At 69.3% G+C, this 18,461-nt stretch carries 15 protein-coding genes, 1 tRNA gene and 3 pseudogenes; 7 read left to right on the forward strand and 12 right to left on the reverse strand.

What is annotated here, in order from left to right; all coding sequences use genetic code 11:
• Window positions 1-103: 103 nt before the first annotated feature.
• Window positions 104-3,895, reverse strand: coding sequence for a BTAD domain-containing putative transcriptional regulator (locus ACFVYL_RS31300; protein ID WP_389721925.1), 3,792 nt, complete (start codon window positions 3,893-3,895; stop codon window positions 104-106).
• Between the two features lie 187 nt (window positions 3,896-4,082).
• Here ACFVYL_RS31300 and ACFVYL_RS31305 point away from each other — a divergent pair, with 187 nt between their 5' ends.
• A complete protein-coding gene (locus tag ACFVYL_RS31305; protein WP_389721927.1) occupies window positions 4,083-5,309 on the forward strand; it encodes an MFS transporter in 1,227 nt (408 codons plus the stop codon).
• 119 nt (window positions 5,310-5,428) lie between these two features.
• On the forward strand, window positions 5,429-5,644 hold the full coding sequence (locus tag ACFVYL_RS31310; RefSeq protein WP_389721929.1) for a hypothetical protein: 216 nt from the start codon (window positions 5,429-5,431) through the stop codon (window positions 5,642-5,644).
• Between the two features lie 31 nt (window positions 5,645-5,675).
• Here ACFVYL_RS31310 and ACFVYL_RS31315 read toward each other — a convergent pair whose 3' ends face one another.
• The 6 genes from ACFVYL_RS31315 to ACFVYL_RS31340 form a co-directional block, all read right to left on the reverse strand.
• Window positions 5,676-6,362: a DUF4232 domain-containing protein gene (locus ACFVYL_RS31315; protein ID WP_389721931.1), complete on the reverse strand. Its 687-nt coding sequence runs from the start codon at window positions 6,360-6,362 to the stop codon at window positions 5,676-5,678.
• A gap of 168 nt (window positions 6,363-6,530) precedes the next feature.
• Window positions 6,531-6,965, reverse strand: coding sequence for a hypothetical protein (locus tag ACFVYL_RS31320; protein ID WP_389721933.1), 435 nt, complete (start codon window positions 6,963-6,965; stop codon window positions 6,531-6,533).
• A 170-nt stretch (window positions 6,966-7,135) separates the two neighbouring features.
• Entirely contained in the window at window positions 7,136-8,515 is a 1,380-nt protein-coding gene (phoA, locus tag ACFVYL_RS31325; RefSeq protein ID WP_389721935.1) for an alkaline phosphatase, read from the reverse strand.
• Window positions 8,516-8,900: 385 nt separating this feature from the next.
• Window positions 8,901-9,941, reverse strand: a complete 1,041-nt coding sequence (locus tag ACFVYL_RS31330; RefSeq protein WP_389721937.1) for a helix-turn-helix domain-containing protein — start codon at window positions 9,939-9,941, stop codon at window positions 8,901-8,903.
• A gap of 370 nt (window positions 9,942-10,311) precedes the next feature.
• Window positions 10,312-10,782 carry an RpiB/LacA/LacB family sugar-phosphate isomerase gene (locus ACFVYL_RS31335; protein WP_389721939.1) on the reverse strand — a complete coding sequence of 157 codons (471 nt, stop codon included), beginning with the start codon at window positions 10,780-10,782 and terminating at the stop codon, window positions 10,312-10,314.
• A gap of 126 nt (window positions 10,783-10,908) precedes the next feature.
• Window positions 10,909-11,214 carry a hypothetical protein gene (locus tag ACFVYL_RS31340; protein ID WP_389721941.1) on the reverse strand — a complete coding sequence of 102 codons (306 nt, stop codon included), beginning with the start codon at window positions 11,212-11,214 and terminating at the stop codon, window positions 10,909-10,911.
• Window positions 11,215-11,620: 406 nt separating this feature from the next.
• Between ACFVYL_RS31340 and ACFVYL_RS31345 the strand changes: the two genes are divergently transcribed.
• Window positions 11,621-11,836 (forward strand): hypothetical protein, encoded by a 216-nt coding sequence (locus ACFVYL_RS31345; RefSeq protein WP_389721943.1) that lies wholly within the window; start codon window positions 11,621-11,623, stop codon window positions 11,834-11,836.
• A 71-nt stretch (window positions 11,837-11,907) separates the two neighbouring features.
• On the opposite strand, the gene ACFVYL_RS31350 is transcribed toward ACFVYL_RS31345, so the two are convergent.
• Complete coding sequence (locus ACFVYL_RS31350; RefSeq protein WP_389721945.1) at window positions 11,908-12,288, reverse strand: VOC family protein; 381 nt, start codon at window positions 12,286-12,288, stop codon at window positions 11,908-11,910.
• Between the two features lie 295 nt (window positions 12,289-12,583).
• Entirely contained in the window at window positions 12,584-13,243 is a 660-nt protein-coding gene (locus ACFVYL_RS31355) for a hypothetical protein (protein ID WP_389721947.1), read from the reverse strand.
• Between the two features lie 627 nt (window positions 13,244-13,870).
• Here ACFVYL_RS31355 and ACFVYL_RS31360 point away from each other — a divergent pair.
• Window positions 13,871-14,252: pseudogene (locus ACFVYL_RS31360) on the forward strand (YdcF family protein); the annotation flags it as partial.
• A gap of 170 nt (window positions 14,253-14,422) precedes the next feature.
• Here the strand turns inward: ACFVYL_RS31360 and ACFVYL_RS31365 are convergent.
• Window positions 14,423-15,739 carry a hypothetical protein gene (locus tag ACFVYL_RS31365; RefSeq protein WP_389721949.1) on the reverse strand — a complete coding sequence of 439 codons (1,317 nt, stop codon included), beginning with the start codon at window positions 15,737-15,739 and terminating at the stop codon, window positions 14,423-14,425.
• A 138-nt stretch (window positions 15,740-15,877) separates the two neighbouring features.
• Window positions 15,878-16,169: pseudogene (locus ACFVYL_RS31370) on the reverse strand (ATP-binding protein); the annotation flags it as partial.
• Between the two features lie 5 nt (window positions 16,170-16,174).
• On the opposite strand from ACFVYL_RS31370, the pseudogene ACFVYL_RS31375 reads away from it, so the two are divergent.
• A pseudogene (locus ACFVYL_RS31375) lies at window positions 16,175-16,594 on the forward strand (UTRA domain-containing protein); the annotation flags it as partial.
• 92 nt (window positions 16,595-16,686) lie between these two features.
• Here ACFVYL_RS31375 and ACFVYL_RS31380 read toward each other — a convergent pair.
• Window positions 16,687-16,760: transfer RNA gene (locus ACFVYL_RS31380), tRNA-Gly, on the reverse strand.
• 519 nt (window positions 16,761-17,279) lie between these two features.
• Here ACFVYL_RS31380 and dcd point away from each other — a divergent pair.
• A complete protein-coding gene (gene dcd / locus ACFVYL_RS31385) occupies window positions 17,280-17,855 on the forward strand; it encodes a dCTP deaminase (RefSeq protein ID WP_055565996.1) in 576 nt (191 codons plus the stop codon).
• An 8-nt stretch (window positions 17,856-17,863) separates the two neighbouring features.
• Window positions 17,864-18,361 (forward strand): phosphoribosyltransferase, encoded by a 498-nt coding sequence (locus ACFVYL_RS31390; RefSeq protein ID WP_389721951.1) that lies wholly within the window; start codon window positions 17,864-17,866, stop codon window positions 18,359-18,361.
• Window positions 18,362-18,461: the final 100 nt, after the last annotated feature.

Genomic DNA, 18,461 nt, shown 5'->3' on the forward strand with positions numbered 1-18,461 from the left:
TGCTGCGAAATGCGGGATCTCGCCACTGTATCGGGGGTGGGGTGGGGTGGTCGAAGGTCTGTGCGAGGGCGTGTGGGTGGGGGCGGGGGGTGCGTAACCGCGCTCAACTATCTCCGCTCAACTCCCCCCGCGCCCCTCGCTCCTCCCCTAGGGAGGCTGATCGGGCACTCCTCCCGTACGGAAGCTGCTCGGGAGCGGCCTTCGCCCCGTGCGCGAACTTCTCCTCGAACTCCGCGTCCCCGAGAGCCGCCCTCGCCGCCGCCGTGATCCGGTCGACGTCGCCGCGCTCGGCGGGCGGCAGCGGCGCCCCCACGCCGCGCCGGGCCGCGTCCGCCGCACCGAGCAGCAGGGCCGCGCGGTCCGCCGCCCCGGACACGGCCGCCGCGCCCGCCAGTCCCTCCAGGGAGAGGGCGAGGGCGCGGGGCTCGGCGAGTACGCGGGCGGCGCCGAGGCCGAGGAGGTGGTGGGCCTCGGCACCGGCCCCGTCGCCGCGGAGCTCGGCGATGAAGCCCAGCTCGGCGTGGTGCAGGTGGTCGCCCGCGGGCGAGGACACGTCGGCGTGGCGGTCGCGGATGCGCAGGAGGTGCGCCTCGGCCGCGCCCAGGTCCCCGGAGCGGCGCGCGCCGAGGGCGAGACCCATCTCCGCGTGGATCTCCCCGTACCGGTACCCGTGCCGTGCCGCCAACTGCTGCGCTTCCTCGTGCAGTTCGTTCGCCCGCTCCCCGCTCCGGGTGAGCAGCGCGATCCGCCCGAGCCCGGACAGTCGGGCGGCGACTTCCGCGTGGAGGCCGAGGTCGCGGGCGATGGCGAGCCCCTCCTCCTGGCGGCGCGCGGCCTCGGCGTAATCGCCCTTGATCTCGGCGAGCACGGCGAGCGGCGTCACGGTCTGCAACGCGCCCCACCGGTCGCCCAGCTCCCCGAAGATCCCGGCCGCACGGGCCCCGTCGGCACCGATGGTGTCGAGGTCACCCCGGAGCAGGGCGTGCATGGCACGCAGGGCGAGCGAGGCGGCGAGGCTCCACCGGTCGCCGGAGGCGGTGGCGCGGTCGAGCGCGCATACGGTGACCTCTTCGCTGCCGCGCGTGTCACCGGCACTGAAGAGTCCGTAGGCGGTGAGCCAGAGGGTGCGGGCGGGGAGTTGGGTGGTGGGGGTGGGGAGGTCGGTGGTGCGGGCGGGGAGCTCGGTGGTGCGGGTGGGCAGCTCGGTGGTGCAGGTGGACAGCTCGGTGGTGCGGGTGGCGTCCCGTCCGGTCGGAGGCGTGGGCCGTTCGCCGGTTTCGCCGGTTTCGCCGGTCAGCAGCGCGAAGGCGTCGCGGAGAGCGGGGAGCTGGGTGGTGACGGACGTGGCCACCGGCCCGGCCCCCGCCGCCGCAACGCCCCACGTCGCCGTCAGCGCGCGGCGTGCCTCCGTGAGGTGGCCGCGGAGCAGCCACCACCAGGACAGGGCCGTGGCCAGGCGGGCCGCCTCCTCGGGGAACGGGGCGCGTACCGCCTCGTCCAGCGCCCCGCGCAGGTTCGCCGCCTCGGCGTCCAGGCGGTCGAGCCATGCCGACTGGCCGCCGTCGCGGAGGTGGGGCTCGGCCCGTTCCGCGAGGGCCAGATAGTGGCGCAGGTGGCGTTCGCGGACGCCGGTGAGGTCCTCCGTCTCCCGCAGCCGCTCCATGGCGTACGCGGCCACGGACTCCAGGAGCCGGTAGCGCGGCGCGGTTCCGGCGCGGCCCGGCGCCATGACGACCAGGGACCGGTCGACGAGGCGGGTCACCAGATCCAGGACCTCGTCGCGGGTCACCCCGTCCCCCGCACACACCGATTCCGCCGCCTCCAGCGTGCAGCCGTCACGGTGCACGGCGAGGCGGCGCAGCACGATCCGCTCCGGCGCGCTCAGGAGCTCCCAGCTCCAGTCGATCATCGCGCGCAACGTCTGCTGACGCGCCGGCGCGCCCCGCCGCCCGGCGGAGGTGAGCAGCCGGAAACGGTCCCCGAGCCGCCGAGCCAACTCCCGTACGCCCAGGGCCCGTACCCGCGTGGCGGCCAGTTCCAGGGCGAGCGGGATGCCGTCGAGGCGGCGGCAGATCTCCGCGACGGCCTCCTCGTCCGCGGGGTCGGCGAGCGCGAAGCCGGGGGCCGCGGCAGCCGCGCGGGCGGTGAACAGGCTGACGGCGTCGGCCGCCGCAAGCGGCTCCACCAGGAACACCGCCTCGCCCGTGAGGCCGAGCGGCTCCTGGCTGGTGGCGAGGACCCGCAGCCCGGGCGCGGCGCGCAGCAACGCGTCCGTGAGCTCGGCGGCCTGCTCGACGACCTGTTCGCAGTTGTCGAGTACGAGGAGGATGCGGCGCTTACGCAGGGCGGCGCCGAGACGTTCGACGGGGGTCAGGGGGACGGCGGGACCGGCCTGTCCCGGCACGCCGGTGGGCGCGTCGTCGCGGAGCCCGAGGACCGCGGCGACCGCCAGGGCGAGGTCGCTGGCGCCGCTTCCGCCGCTTCCGCCGTTTCCGCCGCGCTGCCCGGCGAGCTCGACGAGCCGGACGCCGTCGGGGAAGGGGGTTTGGGGGGTGGGGAGGCCGTGGGGGGTGGGGAGGCTGTGGGGGGTGTGGGTGGGGTGGAGGGTGTCGGTGGCGGGTGCCCCCTCCGTCTGCCGCGTCGCCGCCTCCACCGCGAGCCGCGTCTTGCCCACGCCGCCGGGGCCCGTGAGTGTGACGAGGCGTGCGGTGCCGAGAAGACCGCTGACCTCCGCGACGGCGTGCTCACGCCCGACGAGCGGGGTGAGCTGGGCGGGGAGGTTGGTACGGGGTGGGGTGGGAGTAGGGGCGGCCGGGGGAGGGGTGGCCACCGGAGAGGAGGGGGTCGCCGGAGTCGAGGTCGCCGGGGACGAGGGGTTCGCGAGGGATGGCGAGTTCGTCAGGGACGGGGAGTTCGCCAGGGACGGTGAGTTCGCCAGGGACGACGAGGCCGCCCGGGCCGGGGAGTTCGCCAGGGACGAGGGGTCCGCCAGGGACGGGGAGTTCACCAGGGACGACGAGGTTGCCAGAGCCTGAGAGTTCACCAGTGACGACGAGGCCGCCAGAGCCGAAGAGTTCGCCAGGGACGACGAGGCCGCCAGAGCCGAAGAGTTCGCCAGGAAAGAGAGAGTCACCGGCGCGTCCGACAGCGCCGGGTCCTGCCGCAGGATCGCCTCCTGCAACGCGACCAGCTCCGGGCCGGGATCGATCCCCAACTCCTCCGCCAGCCGCGCGCGCAGCGCCCCGTACGAGGCGAGCGCCTCACTCGCCCGCCCCGCCCTGTACAGCGCCCGCAACTGCACCGCCCGTAACCGCTCCCGCAACGGATACCGCGCGACCAGATCGGCCAGCTCCCCGGTCAGCAACGTGTGGTCGCCCGCGGCGAGACGCGCCTCCGCCTGCTCCTCCAGGACGGCGAGCCGCTGCTCCGCAAGACGGTCGGCGGCGGCCCGTACGAACTCCTCGTCGGCGAGGTCGGCGTAGGCGGGTCCCCGCCACAACTCAAGGGCCTGTGTGAGGAGTTCGACGCGACGTCGCGGATCCGTCGCCGCCTCCGCCCGCGCACCGTCGACCAGGGCGCGGAAACGGTCCGCGTCCACCTCGTCCTCGTCGCCTTCCGCCGCGTCGAGCCGCAGCCGGTACCCCGGAGCCTGACGCACCACACGGTCACGGCCGAGCGCCCGGCGCAGCTGGGAGACCTTGGCCTGGAGGGCGTTGGCGGGGTTGCCGGGCGGGGCCCCGCCCCAGAGGTCGTCGATGAGCCGGTCGGCGGAGACCGCCCGCCCCTCGTGCACCAGAAGGTCGGCGAGGAGCGCCCTGACCTTCGCCTCGGGAACCTTGACCGGCGCCCCCTCGCCGTCCCACACCGCCAGTGGACCCAGCACCCCGAACCGCATGCGGATCACCGTACACAGCGCCGTACCGGCAGGGCGGGGGCGGCCGTCAGCGGACCGTCAGCGATCCCGAAGCGCCCGCGAGCAGAGTCCTCCACGTCAGTACCCGCACCCGTACTCATATCGGCACCCGTATCGGCACCCGCACCCGCACCCGCACCCGCACCCGTATCGAAAAGGACCCACCCCCATGCGTACCGCCCAAGCCACCACCCCCACCCGGCCCGTCCCCGCACCCACCACCCCACCCCAGAAGCTCCCCCTCCCGGCGCTCCTCGCCCTGGCCACCGCCGTCTTCATCACCAGCCTCACCGAGACGCTGCCCGCGGGCCTGCTGCCCGCGATGAGCGCCGACCTCGGGGTCGGCGAGTCGGCGGCGGGCCAGACCGTCACCGTCTACGCCATCGGCACCGCGCTCACCGCGATACCGCTGACCGCGGCCACCGCGGGCTGGCGGCGCAAGCGGCTGCTCCTGGCGGCGATGGCGGGCTTCGCCGCCGCCAACACCGTCACGGCGGTCTCCGGCAACTACCCGTTGACCATGACCGCCCGTTTCGTCGCCGGTGTCGCCGCGGGCCTCGCCTGGGCGCTGCTCGCCGGATACGCACGCCGCATGGCCCCGGCCCACCTCCAGGGCAAGGCGGTCGCCATCGCGATGGCGGGCATCCCGGTGGCGCTGTCGCTCGGAGTCCCGGCCGGCACGTTCCTCGGCAAGGTGCTCAGCTGGCAGGTGGCGTTCCTGGTCATGACCGGCCTCACCGTGGGACTGCTCGCCTGGATCGCCGCGCTGGTCCCCGACCAGCCCGGGCAGGAGCGGGGCGGCGCGAAAACCCCGATGTCGCGCGTCCTGCGCGTGCCCGGCGTGACACCGGTCCTCCTCGTCACCCTGGTCTTCGTCCTGGCGCACACCGTCCTCTACACGTACATCGCGACCTTCCTCGACGGACTCGGCATGGGCGGTTCGACGGACCTCGTGCTCCTCGTCTTCGGCGCCGCGAGCCTGGTCAGCATCTGGATCGTGGGCGCAATGATCCACCGCCGGTTGCGCGCGCTGACCCTGGCGAGTGTGCTCCTGGTCGGGGTGGCGGCGGCCGTCCTCGCCGTCTTCTCCGGCACCCCGGCCCTCGTGTACGTCGCCGTGACGCTGTGGGGCCTGGGCTGGGGCGGCGCCCCCACGCTCCTCCAGACCGCCGCGGGCGAAGCGGGGGACGCGGGCGACGCGGCGGACGCCGCCCAGGCCATGCTCGTCACCCTGTGGAACGTCGCGATGGCGGGCGGCGGCGTCTTCGGCGGCGTCCTGCTCGGCCTGGTCGGCACCTCGTCCTTCCCCTGGACGATCCTGCTGCTCCTGGCGCCGGTGCTGCTGGTGGTGCTGGCGGCCCGCAAGCACGGCTTTCCGGCAGGAACGCGGCACTGAGGAATCCGGCAGAACGCGGCACTGAGGAACCGGCTCCGAGAGATCTGCCTCTCCTACGGAGTACGGAGTACGGAGCACGGAGCACAGGGTGCGGAGAAGGAAGAGGAAAGGGGAGGCCGATGACGACCGTGCTGCTCGGCATCGCGGTGCCGATCGCGGCATTGGGCCTGATCGCGGTCGTCTGGGCGGCGCGGGGAGGCCCGCGCTGGGTCCGCGGCATCGCGAAGGTGACGATGGCGTTCGCGGAGGTCGTGGCGTCGATGGCCAGGTCGAACCGGCGCAGCAGCGGCGACAGCAGCTCCACCGGCGGCGGCGACGGCGGCTCGGGCGGCTGAGGAAGACGCCACCCGGGCCGCCCGCCACGACTCAGAAGTCGTCGGCGCCGGCGCGCAGTTCGTACGTCCAGTAGCCGGTCAGCGCCTTCGCCGGGTCGACGGCGACACCGGCGCTGCCGGGAGCCCTGACGGCGGCCGTGCCGCCGCCGCCCTGCAGCGTGACGGAGAAGGCCGAGACGGGTTCGTTGCCCTCGTGCACACCGCCGTCCGACAGCTTGACCAGCGCGTACGCGGGCGCACCCGCCTTCAGGACCACGGGCGCGGCGGGCTTGCTCTTGGCGACGACGGGCACGTTCTGCTTGTGGCTCTCCAGGAACTGGATCTCCGGGTGGCCGGTCATCGTGCAGCTGCGGCCCGAGGTGTTCTTGGCGGTCAGGACGATGTGGGTGACGGGCGGCCCGTCCAGGCGGACGGCGCTGAGGGCAACGTCTTTGGTGCCACAGGCGGGCACGGCGGCGGAAACCTTGGCGGCACCGGTGCCACCCACGGTCTTGACCTCGGCGGCGCCCCCACCCTGAGCCGCCTCTCCCGACGAGTCCCTCGACGAGTCCCCTGACGAGCCCCCCGCCCCGATGGACTTGGTGGTACCCACGGACTTCACATCGGAGTGCCCCCCACCGGCACTGCCACCGCCCTCGCCGCAGGCAGTCAGAGACAGAGCGAACACGGCGGCGCCGGCGGCGGCGAGGACGGTGGTGCGGCTGCGGAACGTACGCATGGGACTTCCCCCGGGAGCGATGACGAGACGGCCGGAGCGAAATCCGCCCGTCTGACCTGCTGTGACACCCACGACTCTGCCCGCCCCCGCTCACGCACCGCTGCTGTCCCGCTGACGCCCCACTGCCGCCGCTCCCAGCGTCCCTACCGGCGCGGCTTCCCAGCGTCCCTACCGGCGCGGCTTCCTGGCGGAGATCCGGTAGACGGCGTAGGTCAGCGCCACGATGAAGTCGGTGGCCAGCCAGAACCCGACGATCAGCCCGACCCCGATGGTCGTCCCCACGTCCCCGGCGTCCTCGCACACCTTCAGCCCGTCCCCCGACAGCCCCGAACAGGACTCCGACGCCCCGCTCCCACTGGCGAGACCGGCGACGACCCAGATCAGAAAGAGAACCTGGATCGCCAGGAAGACCCAGAAGAAGACCCGGTGACTCGCCCGCGCGGAAGGCGCCGCGTCGCGCCGATGGGGAGCCGGGTACGTGTACGGGGACGGTGGGGACGGAGGCGGAGGTGCGGGCGCCGACGGGCTCCCGAGGCCCACACGGGCGCCCCACGCCGGGGGATGCTGCGCTGCTGGGTGCCGAGCACGGCGAATCTTGCTCATGGCCCCGTCCTTCCGGAGATCCTGCTTCCATTGTGCGCTTGTGAAAGGCGGCTGACCGGCACGTCATAGCAAGGCGGCTGACCAGCACGTAACAGCAAGGCGCCCCACCCGGAACCATCCCGGGTGAGGCACCTGACGCGCGCTCTAAAGGTCCTGCTTACCGCGACCGCTCACCGCAGCCGCAGCGCCTCCCGCACCGTCCTGAACAGGTCGGTCTGGTTGGTGACGCCCTGCACGCGGTACGCCTGCGGGCCCTGCGCCGCGATCCGCACCTGCGTGCCGGTGTGCTCCTGCGAGGCGCCCGGCGTGTTCGTCGAGTAGTTGACCTTCAGCTGCTGGCCCTCGTCGGTGACCAGCGTGGAGGAGAGGCCCGGCGGCTGCGCGTCCAGGGGCACGATCTGGCTGGTGTGCGCGTGGTCGGCGGTGGTGACGACCAGGGTGTCGGGGTGCTTGGCGGCGTAGTCGCGGGCGACCTTCACGGCGCGGTCGAACGCGGCGGTCTCGCCGATCTGGCCGCACGGGTCGGCGGCGTGGTCCTGCTTGTCGATGGACGCGCCCTCGACCTGCAGGAAGAAGCCCTGCTTGCTCTTGGCGCCCTTCTGCTTCGCCTCAAGGAGCTTGATGGCCTTGGTGGCCTGCGCGTCGAGGGCGGGGGTGCCGGCCGGGCGGCCCGGGTTGGAGGTGGTGCAGCGCTGCGGGTCCGTACCGCCCTTGGCGGCGGCCTTGCCGGTCCACTCGACGGGTACGTTGCCGGGGGCGAAGAGTCCGAGGACGGGCTTGCCGTGCTTGACGGACTTGACCGCCTTCAACTCCCGGTCGTTCGTGACGATGCGGTACCCGAGCTTCTTCGCCTGCTCGGCGACGGTGAGGCCCTTGTACGTGCCGTCGGTGACCTTCTGGTCGAAGCGCTGCCTGCCGCCGCCGAGGAGGACGTCGACCTTGTGGTTCACGCTCTGCTCGGCGATGGACCCCGGCCCGCCCTTGGCGATGGTGTCCGTCGGGCACTTGGCCATGTCCGCGGGCCCCTGGCAGCTGCGGTCGCTGACGTGCGAGGCGAGGACGGCGGGGGTGGCGTCGGTGAGCTCGGCGGTGGTGACGGAGCCGGTCGCGTACCCCTTCTTCTGGGCGAGTTCGAGGATCGTCGGTACGGCCTTGTCGCTGCCCGGCGTCTTCGAGATGCGCCCGTTGACGGTCTTCACGCCGGTGGCCCAGCCGGAACCGCTGGCCGCGGAGTCGGTGACGTAGTCGGGGGAGCCGTCCGCGTGCACCGAGTACGTCGTATACGCGCCGGTGAGCGGGAACTTGTCCATGTTGAGGCGGCCGTTGGCGCCCACCGTGTAGTCCCGGGCGAGGGTGATCTCGGAGTCGCCCATGCCGTCGCCGATGAGCAGGATGACGTTCTTCGCCTTCCCGCCCTGGACCGCCCGCCGGGCCTGGTCCTCGGTGTCGGATGCGCCGGCCGTGGCGGTGACGGTCACGGCCACGGCGGTGGCGGCGACCACGGCAGCGGCGGCGGTCAGGCGACGACGGGACAGACGCGGTCTGGCCATTCGGAACTCCTCAAAACGTCCTTGTACGGTGCAGCCACCTCACCAGCGCCACATGAACCGCACGGGACGTACCGATGCCTTCTCGATGCCTTACTGATGTCGCGGGGGCGACGTGCCGCCCATGTACGTGACGGGTCTGGCCGCCCACGTACGTGATGGGTGCGGCCGCCCACGTACCGCGACGGGGAGAGGGACGCGGGGAGGGCAGACCCCCGCCCCGCCGCACCACATACCGCCGGGCGGCGTGCCGGGTCGGGCATACCCCGGCACACCGCCCATCTGGCGTGCGCGCCCCGACGCCCTCCCCCGTTCCTTCAGGGGCGCAGTGGCGGACACTGGCGGCGGTCCCCCGACCGCGCCGCCACATACGAGTGTTCCCGACGCCTCACCCGGCGTCCTTGACCCGGAGCGCACTCCCGTTGACCGTCGGCGCACTCCCGTCGCCGAGCAGCGTGCGCGCGCGGGCCTCGCTGGGCGTGAGTCCGTACGCGGCGCGGAAGGCGCGGGTGAAGACGGCGGGCTGGCTGAAACCCCAGCGGGCGGCGATCGCGCCGACGGGCACGGTGGCCAGCTCCGGGTTGGCCAGCGCCCGGCGGCAGCGCTCCAGGCGCAGCTGCCGTATCCAGGAGGAGACCGTCAGGCCCTGCTCCTGGAAGAGCCGGTGCAGATAGCGGGTGGAGATGTGGTGCGCGGCGGCGATGCTGTCCGGGGTCAGCGCGGGGTCACCCAGCTGCCGCCGAATGTGGCTCTGCACCCGCAGCAGCAGAGTCCGCCGACGGCTCTCGGTGGGCAACTCCCGCTCTCTGTCCAGGTGTTGAGCGGCAAGATGCCCCACGAGGTCGACGAGCGTGTGCGAGAGCCGGTCCGAGGCGGCGCTGGTGTCTCCGAACTGCCCGCTGTCGTCCATCACTTGCCGCATGAAGTGCGCGAGCAGCGACCCGAACCCCGTACTTGCGGACAGCGGCACGGCGACGAGGGAGACGATCCGGTCGGCGGGGAGCGGCAGCAGACGCAGCGGCAGTGTGGCCACGATGCTTTCGGTCGCGGCGCCGCTGTCGTCCCCTCGCCGCATCCACCCCTCGAAGGGCGACGACGAGTCGTACAGGAGGATGTTGCCTGCCCCGAACTGCACGTTCCGCCCGGCCTGCTCGAAGCCGCTGAGCCCCTGCAACGTGAGGGAGACCTGCAGACTTCCGGGATCACCCTTACGGATGTGCCGGGCCGTGCGGCGCACTTCGGAGGACGGATACGACATGGTGGTCAGCGTCGCCGCGCCCAGGTCCACGTGGTCGACCGCCACGGGAAAATCCTCGGTGCAGTCGCTGCGCAGGGTGGTCGCGATCGGCGACGCGGACTTCAGCCCGTGCCACCAGTCGAACCGTTCTTCCGGGGGTACGGCCTCGCTGGACAGGCTCGCTCGGATCATCCTGACCCCTCTTCTTCACCCGCTCGTACGTCCCCCCTCGCCCCGTCCCGGCTCCTCCCCTGAGCCCCTAAGGTGCTCCCCGGGCACCCTTAGGGGGCGACGCTAGCGGAGATCGGCCATGCGTTCGGAGGGGTCCGACGACTCTCGGATACGTGGTGGGGCGGGTGGACGCGGGCGGACACGATGGGTCACCGGTAAAGGTGGGCGGGGGTTGCGCTGCGGGGGCACGGTGCGCGCGTCCCGGCCCTGGTTCAGCACGAGCAACACGCACCGTGTTGGCTTGAACTGTGCGGTGCTGCTTACGGGACGTCATACGGGTCGTCATACGGGTCCCAACGGGCCGCCCCCGCAAGGCGAGGACGGCTACCGGCTACTTCACGCCGAGGGACGCCTCATAGTCGTCAAGTTCCTTCGAGGGCGCCGCCCACTCGCCATCGGGGTCGAAGCGGGCATCCAGCCACACGTCCAACAGCCGCTTGGCCAGACCGGGCCCGACGACCTGGCCGCCCATCGCGATGATCGGGGCATTGTCGATCTCGACCGCGGCCTTCGCAGCCAGCAGATTGTCCGCGAGCACCGCACGCACGCCGGGTACCTTGCCGGCAGCCATCGCCACGCCCGTACCGCTCCCGCAGAGGACCACGGCCCGCTCGACCTCACCGGTCCGCACCAAGGTCGCCACATCGAGGCCGACCTTGACGTACGAGGACGGGGCATCGGGATCGGTGCCGACGTCGACGATCTTCCCTACGCGACCGTCTTCGGCCAGGTAGTCCTTGAGCGCGTTCTTCAGATCGAGGGCCAGCTCATCGCCACCGATGGCCAAAGAAATGCCAGGCATAACAGAACCTCGATCCCATCCCACGAAAACCACGAACCAGAGGCAGACGCCCAGCCCACTGCCCAGCCCACTGCCCTGCCCAGTGTCACGTCACCCGACGCCTCTCGCCAGCCGAAGCGGGTACCCCTAATAGCGGAAGCTGGCCGAGGTGCCGCGTACATGGATGAGGAAGTCATCAATCGGCTCGTCGCCGTGTGCAGGCACCAGCGACAGCTGCAGAGCGTCCACAGCAGCCAGGGCTCGCCCGACCCGTGAGTGGTCAGTCTCCGCTTCCTCCATCGAGTGGGTCCACTCCTCAAGGACGGGGCGAACGGCCTCCCAGGCCGGAGCCCCAGTGAAGTGGCATCGAAACCAGGGCTGGTCGATCTCTTGGAGCGTGAGTGTCCCGAGCGGGGTGCCCGCCTGCATGAGCTGCCAGGACGGAGTGGTCATCAGTCCCCCTACAGTCCTACGGCCCTACGGCTGTTGCGACAATTCTCCGCTGCGCAGCGATATCCCGTCCCGGGGGTGCTGGGCAGTCATGGACCTGAACTCCTTGACGCATCTGCCAACCGGCGACGACGAAGCATCCGTAACTGCTCCGGCAGCTCTCGACGACGGTGCTCGGCGGAGTTGTGGCTGCAGGCAGGGGACCTGCGGCGTTCGACGGCCGAACCCTCGGGGAGGGCATGCATCTCGGCCTGCCCGTACGCGTGCCGACGAACGTACTTGAGCGCGGGAAGGGACCAGGCACGTATTGAGTGGTGCTCCCGAAGCCAGGGGGGCGATCACAGCGACCTCGCTCGCGTCGAGGCGTCGGTCGCGTTCGACCCATGCCGCTGCCAAGGGGGGCGGAGCAATGAGCTCGTACACACCTCGCGGCGCGAAACAACGCGCCGAGAAGGCCTACCAGGACTACCTCGCCCATATCGACGGCTGCGCACAGTGCCGGGAGGAAGCGGACTGCGAGGAGGGGCGACGCATGCGGCGTGCGCTGCGGACGGCCCGGGCGGCGCTCGAAAACGCGGCCGAGCCCGAGAATCCTGCTCCTCCCCCTTCAGCGGAGGACCCCTGATCGCGACAGGCACGCTCACCGGCCGCCTTGCCGCACTAGAGGCCCCTCGACGACATCGAGGGGCCTCTGGCTCAGAGCGGGTTGAGGCGCGCCTTCAGCAGACAGAACTCATTGCCCTCGGGGTCGGCGAGAACGTGCCACTGCTCGTCGCCGGTCTGACCGATGTCGGCCGGCCGTGCCCCGAGCGCGAGGAGCCGTTCGAGCTCGGCGTCCTGATCGCGGTCCGTGGGGTTGACGTCGATGTGCAGCCGGGTCTTACCGGGCTCCGGCTCCTCCCGACGGCTGAGGATGATCGTCGGCTGAGCACCGCCGAACCCTTCGCGAGGCCCGATCTCGAAGCAGTCGTCCCCTTCGCGATCGAGCACTACGAAGTCCAGGACCTCGCACCAGAACCGCGCCAGCACCTCGGGTTCGCGGCAACCGAGCACGAGTTCACTGATACGACATGCCATTGACGAGACCTACTCTCAGCCGGGGAACTGCCAGGACAGCCGCGCGTAGGGCTCAAAGACGACCCGGAGCGGCGAACACGACTGAGACCGTAGCGGGCAGGACGAACAGGTGCGAAGAGTTTTCGGGAGATCTTGCCCCGCGCCCGCACGGGTCGTCGAGCGGCGCTGAACCCAAAGGCCACGGAGCCCGGTTGAAGCTCTTTGCCGCAGCGCGCCGGCGTCGTACTTCGACGCGAAGGTTGGCCGGGCCTCATCAGCATGCCTGCCTACGCAATATGTCCCCGCCGCCTTGGAGTCAGTCCATCCCTTCGATGACCGTGATGATCCGCTCCACTGTTTCGAGGTCTTCACCGCCATGCGCTCCAGGTTCGGCGGCAGCGGCATCATCCTGCCGATGTCGGCGAAACGCTCGGAGGACCCCCAGAACACCGTCTCGGTCCTCGGGTGACTCTCTGGCGATGCGCTGGAGGTTGTACAGAGCGCCGAGTCTTGCTGTGAGGTTGGCTTGGCCGAGCAGTTCGACGGCTGTCACATAGCCTTCTGTGATGCGCGTCCGGCTTGCCTGCTGGGATACCTGACGGTCCTTCTCCTGTTCGTACTCGAACTGCTGCTGCGTGTGCATGAATTGTTGCTGGGCCAGCCTGAACTGTTCCTGCGACTGCTGAAACTGTTCCTGGAACTGTCTGAGGTTGGCCTCGAACTGTTGCTGGTCGAGCTGGTGCTTCTTGTGTGTGTACCAAAGGCCGAGGCTGGCGATGATGCCACCCACAATGGCGATGAGCGCAGTACGAAGTCCGGTGATGATGATCCCGGCGGAGGGTGCGAGGGTCCCGTCCTTGTCGCGGATCCGGTCGCTTTCGAGGACCCAGGGCCCCCACAAGAGTGCGGCGGTGAAGATAGCCGCTCCCGCGGTCCCCGCTGCCCAGGTGAGCTTGCGCTTGGTCTCCGGTTCCATGGCCGCATGATGTCTGGCTGCGGCGTGTGGCATGGAGTGAACGGCCGGTTCGGACCTTAAGTTCAGGAGGTCGGGGCGCGTCCGGGGTCAGGGGGTCTTCCACCCAGCACTCGCACCAGCATCCGCAGGGGTGGCCAATGGCACTCAGGCTGGCGTTCAGCACGGCCGCCTGCCCAGTGGTCGTGGATCCGTGGAGAGCTCCAACGTCACCGTGTGGCCGTGGTCCCCGTCCTGCACCACGAACAGGTGTGCCGTGCGCTAACCATGCCCAAGCCTCGCCCGGGGTCGCCCCCTCGCCCGGATGCTCGGCGCTCGGGGCGGTCTCAGAGACCTCGTCATCCGTGATCGGCAGCGCGATGGCCTGGGCGGAGACTGCCAGAGCCAGATGGAAGCTGTCCGCCGGTCTGTGCGGCACCCCGCGCAGTACGGACTCGTGCGTCATTCGCGGAGTGCAGTGCAGCACCTCCGTCCGACGTACGTCATAGACGGTCGCTACGGCTGGGGTGAGCGGGCGCAGCCCGAAAGCTTCCGGCGCGTCGGGCAGTCGGTGGTTCTGTCGGACTCGCCGAAGCCCAGTGGCGCCAGGCCAAGTTGACTTGGGACCACCACTAGATGCGCCACGAAGCGCACGCCAGCGGCCTGGGCGTCCCTGCCTCCGCGATCCTGTTGGAGCCGAACGCCGCGAACACCGGGCAGAACATCACCTTCGCCTGCGAGGTCCTGGCCGCCGCCCCGGCCACCGTGATGCTGGTCTCCAAGCCCTAATGGAGCGGCGGTCCTACGCGACCGCCCGCAAGCTGTGGCCCGAGGTCGAGATCGTGTGCGCCTCGGAGCCGCTGGAGTTCGACGACTACCTCAAGGGCGTCGGCAAGAGCATGGGCGGCGAGAAGCTTGTGGTGGACATGGTCGTCGGCGATCTTCAGCGGGTGATCGAGCATCCGAGGCTCGGGTCGCCGTCGACCAGGAGGTCCCGGCGGACGTGCGTACCGCGTACGAATCCCTCGTCCGTGAACCGCCTTACGGATCGTCCCCTGTTTCGGAAGCGGACAATGTAGGGAGCCTTGGTGACCGGCAGAAACCCCCGGCACTAAAGATGCTCTGACTCGGCGCGCTACGTCGACGTCGCGCGTGAACTCAACGACGGCCAGACCGACGAATGAGCGCCCCCGGGCCTGTGAGTTACTTATGCCCCACAGCACTGACCAGTTTCGTTAGTGATGTGCCGTGTAGACGCTTGAGCAGGAATCTCTCGATCTTCTGCAACTGACAGAGCGCCAACCTGCTCTGCAGAATCAGCTCATCTAGATGGTACGACTCCTCGACGAGCATGGAGTCAAGCTCGCCCTTATCGCACTCATCTTTCTTCGCGAGGCGTCCGAAGTGGCGTTCCTTATTTTCGAGACGTGCCCTCATCCACCCCAACCCGAGCATCGAATTTTTGATGCCTACGGCGTGGTGACTCGTGGAGTGGTAGAGGTGCGAATGAAGCCTGCAGTTGTAAAGTTCCTCCCAGACGGGAGAAAGGATCCTGAGAGCTACCGAAGATATACCTTTGTCTCGTATGTCCGTCAAATGGTCAGCGACTGCATCTAGGGCGCACTCCAGTCTTCGAAATTCAGGCTCCTCAAGGAGGATTTCAAATGATCTTCTGCCGTAGAGACTTACCCTGAGTCCGTAGCGATCACTTTCGAACCCGAATTTCGGAGACCACGCGCGCCCCGGCTCCGCCATCCCGGAGGCGACGTCAAGGTACGCAGAGCGATACGAGTCAATGTTCTCGTACACCTCCTGCAGTGCGACGTCCAATTCGGAGAGCTTGGCAAGGAGTTCGGCAAGCATGCGGTTTACGTCCTTTGCCGCCTCGTCCCTAGCTCTGATCCTGTCGATTAAATTTCCACTTCGAGTGAATGCGAAGACTCCGACAGTCAGAACCAGGACCGGCACCCATGTCCTCTGCTCTGCGATTCGGGGGATTTCGTCTGCAATCATCTGGAGATCCCTTCTCGTCCTACCTGGGCGCTCGTACTGATATACCACTGCGCCCGATATGAGGAGCACCAAAGATCTCCGAGAGGCAGACTTGACTATCCTCCTCGGTGTCCGCGACAACTGCTCTAGAGTGTTCCTCCTCTTTGTCATCCTTTCAAGCTTCTTCGCAGATATCTGCCCGACAAGGCGACGCGCCATTGTGTAGCGAAGGAGTCGCGCTGGGCTCCTTCGATCCAGATTGACCCACGAGCGCGGCAGATTGCTTCGCCAACCAGGATATCCTACGTGAACACCGATCTCGCTGGCAGAAACCAGGACGTCTGAATACCAAATGCGTCGCTCGACGCGCACGCTCACTTCCACCCAGAATTTGTTGGCCAGGAACCGGGCGACTGTGAGTACGCCGAGCATTGTGATGGCAACGACGGCAACCTTCAGAGGAATGGCGAACCAAGGTTGTGTCACGCCAGCCTCAATGGATGCGAAGAATTCATACAGCAATTCCATTTACCCTTCCCGGGGCTTCATGGTTGGGAGCGTAATTATCAGCGAGCGGTGTGGGGAGCTACATGAATTTGAGGACAGTTTGAGCTCGTCTTGGGCGCAGCTACCCACTGCCTACCCCTGCTCCCGTCCCGTCCGCCGTCGACCCACACGTCTGTGGAGCGGGCGTGGTTCGGTATTCGGGGCCGTCTCAGTGCCGCCGTCGTCTGTGGCCCGATAGGGCGACCACTTGCCGTGAGACCGCTGCCGCCAGGTGGAAGCTCCCCGACTCCTTGCCGCTCGCCGGGTGCAGGATCGCGTTCGCGCCGAGCTCGCTCACGATCAGTTCGGCGTCGTCGGCCAGTGGCGATCCCGCGAAGATGTCGCGGGTGCAGCGGCGGGCTCTGCTGGCCCCTTCGGGGAAACCGGGATACGTGAGGCCCCAGACTCGGGCGGCGCCTGGAGGTCAAGGAGGAGAAGGCCGGTCAGGATGTCTCCGCGCGGCTCGGGGTGTCGGTTCGGAGGGTGCTCGTTCGTCGTCGGCGGTATCTGCTCGACGGTCGGCCCGTCGAGTTCGCCGCCTCCTACCTCCCGCTCGACATCGCGCGCGGTACGCGGATCGCCGACCCCGACCCCGGGCCCGGCGGCATCTACGCCCGCCTCGAAGAGCTGGGGCACCGCCTCGACCACTTCGAGGAAGAGATCCGCGCGCGGATGCCCTCACCGGTCGAGGTGCGGGTGCTCCAGCTGAGGTCCGGCGTGCCGGTCATCCACCTTGTCCGGACCGCGTTCGACACCGAGGGCCGGGCCGTCGAAGTCTGCGACACCGTCATGGCGGCGGACGCCTACGTACTGGCGTACCAACTCCCCGCCATCTGATCCGGTGGAAACCCGTACCCGCCGGGCCGCCGCACACCGCGCAAAGCAAAAGGCCCAGGTCGCATGACCTGGGCCTCAACTATGAAGAGCTATGGAGCGGGTGACGAGAATCGAACTCGCACTCTCAGCTTGGGAAGCTGATGTTCTACCACTAAACTACACCCGCGAAAGACGCCGCCGGAAGCGGTGTCGTAACGTCGCACACTCTACCTCATCGTGACCTCATCACGGGCCCCGGGCGCTCTCGCCGCGGGGCCCGAGCGCTGTCCGGGGGGTGGATGCGCCGTGCGTCGGGAGGGAGTTGGGGCGTACCGTGGATTGTGGTCGTGCCGCCTGGAGGGGCGTCCCTTTCATACCGTAATGTGGGCTTTCGTCGTCGGCTCGGAGGCGAGCGAGAGACGAGTGAGTACGGGTACGTACGAGCTCACCTACGACTGGGGAAGGGACCCGAGGACTTGATGGAGCGCACCGTCGTCCGATGTGCCGAAGGGCACGTTTTCAGCACCACTTCGTTCCCGATGCAGCAGGCGGACCGGCTCGGTCCCGGTCGGCTCATCCGCTGTCCGCGCTGTGCCCGGCTCCGGCACGCCGTGCCGGTGTCCCTGGCGAAGCGGTAACCGCGACAAGAGGCGCGCGGGTCCCGTCCGATTGGGGCGGGCCCGCGCGCTCTGCGTATCCTCGGTGCGTGCTTCTCTCAGACAAGGACATCCGGGCCGAGATCGACTCCGGACGGGTGCGGATCGACCCGTACGACGAATCCATGGTGCAGCCCTCGAGCATCGATGTGCGGCTGGACCGCTACTTCCGGGTGTTCGAGAATCACCGCTACCCCCACATCGACCCCTCCGTCGAGCAGGCCGATCTGACACGGCTCGTGGAGCCCGAGGGTGACGAGCCGTTCATCCTGCACCCGGGTGAGTTCGTGCTCGCGTCCACGTATGAGGTCATCAGCCTGCCGGACGACCTCGCGAGCCGGCTCGAAGGGAAGTCCAGCCTGGGGCGGCTCGGGCTCGTCACGCACTCCACCGCCGGGTTCATCGACCCGGGGTTCAGTGGGCACGTGACCCTTGAGCTCTCCAATCTGGCGACTCTGCCGATCAAGCTCTGGCCCGGGATGAAGATCGGGCAGCTGTGCATGTTCCGGCTCACCTCGCCCGCCGAGGCGCCTTACGGGTCCGAGCGGTACGGGTCCCGTTACCAGGGGCAGCGCGGGCCCACCGCCTCCCGTTCCTTCCTCAATTTCCATCGGACCCAGGTGTGACATCCAGCATGAGTGACGTGCGCGAGAACCTTACGTACGAGAAGTTCGGCGGCGCTGTGCGAGAGCTCGCGCAGACGATCGCCGACGACGGGTACCAGCCCGACGTGATCATCTCCATCGCCCGCGGTGGCGTCTTCGTCGCGGGCGGGCTCGCGTACGCACTCGACTGCAAGAACATCCACCTGGTGAACGTGGAGTTCTACACGGGGGTCGGGACGACGCTCGAGATGCCCGTCATGCTCGCGCCCGTGCCCAACGTCATCGACTTCACCGACAAGAAGGTGCTCATCGCCGATGACGTCGCCGACACCGGCAAGACGCTGAAGCTCGTGCACGACTTCTGCCTCGATCACGTGGCCGAGGTGCGGTCCGCCGTGATCTACGAGAAGTCGCACTCGCTCGTGAAGTGCGAGTACGTGTGGAAGCGCACCGACGAGTGGATCAACTTCCCGTGGAGCGTCGAGCCGCCCGTCGTGCGACGCGCCGGGCAGGTTCTCGACGCCTGAGTCGGATCGACGCCTGAGTCGGATCAGCGGAAGAGAAAGGAGGGGCCCCGGGGGCGTTGTGCGCCGGGGCCCGCCCCGCACACCCGCGGGCAGGGGAGAT

The organism is Streptomyces sp. NPDC058308 (assembly GCF_042880275.1).
Classification (GTDB): Bacteria; Actinomycetota; Actinomycetes; order Streptomycetales; family Streptomycetaceae; genus Streptomyces.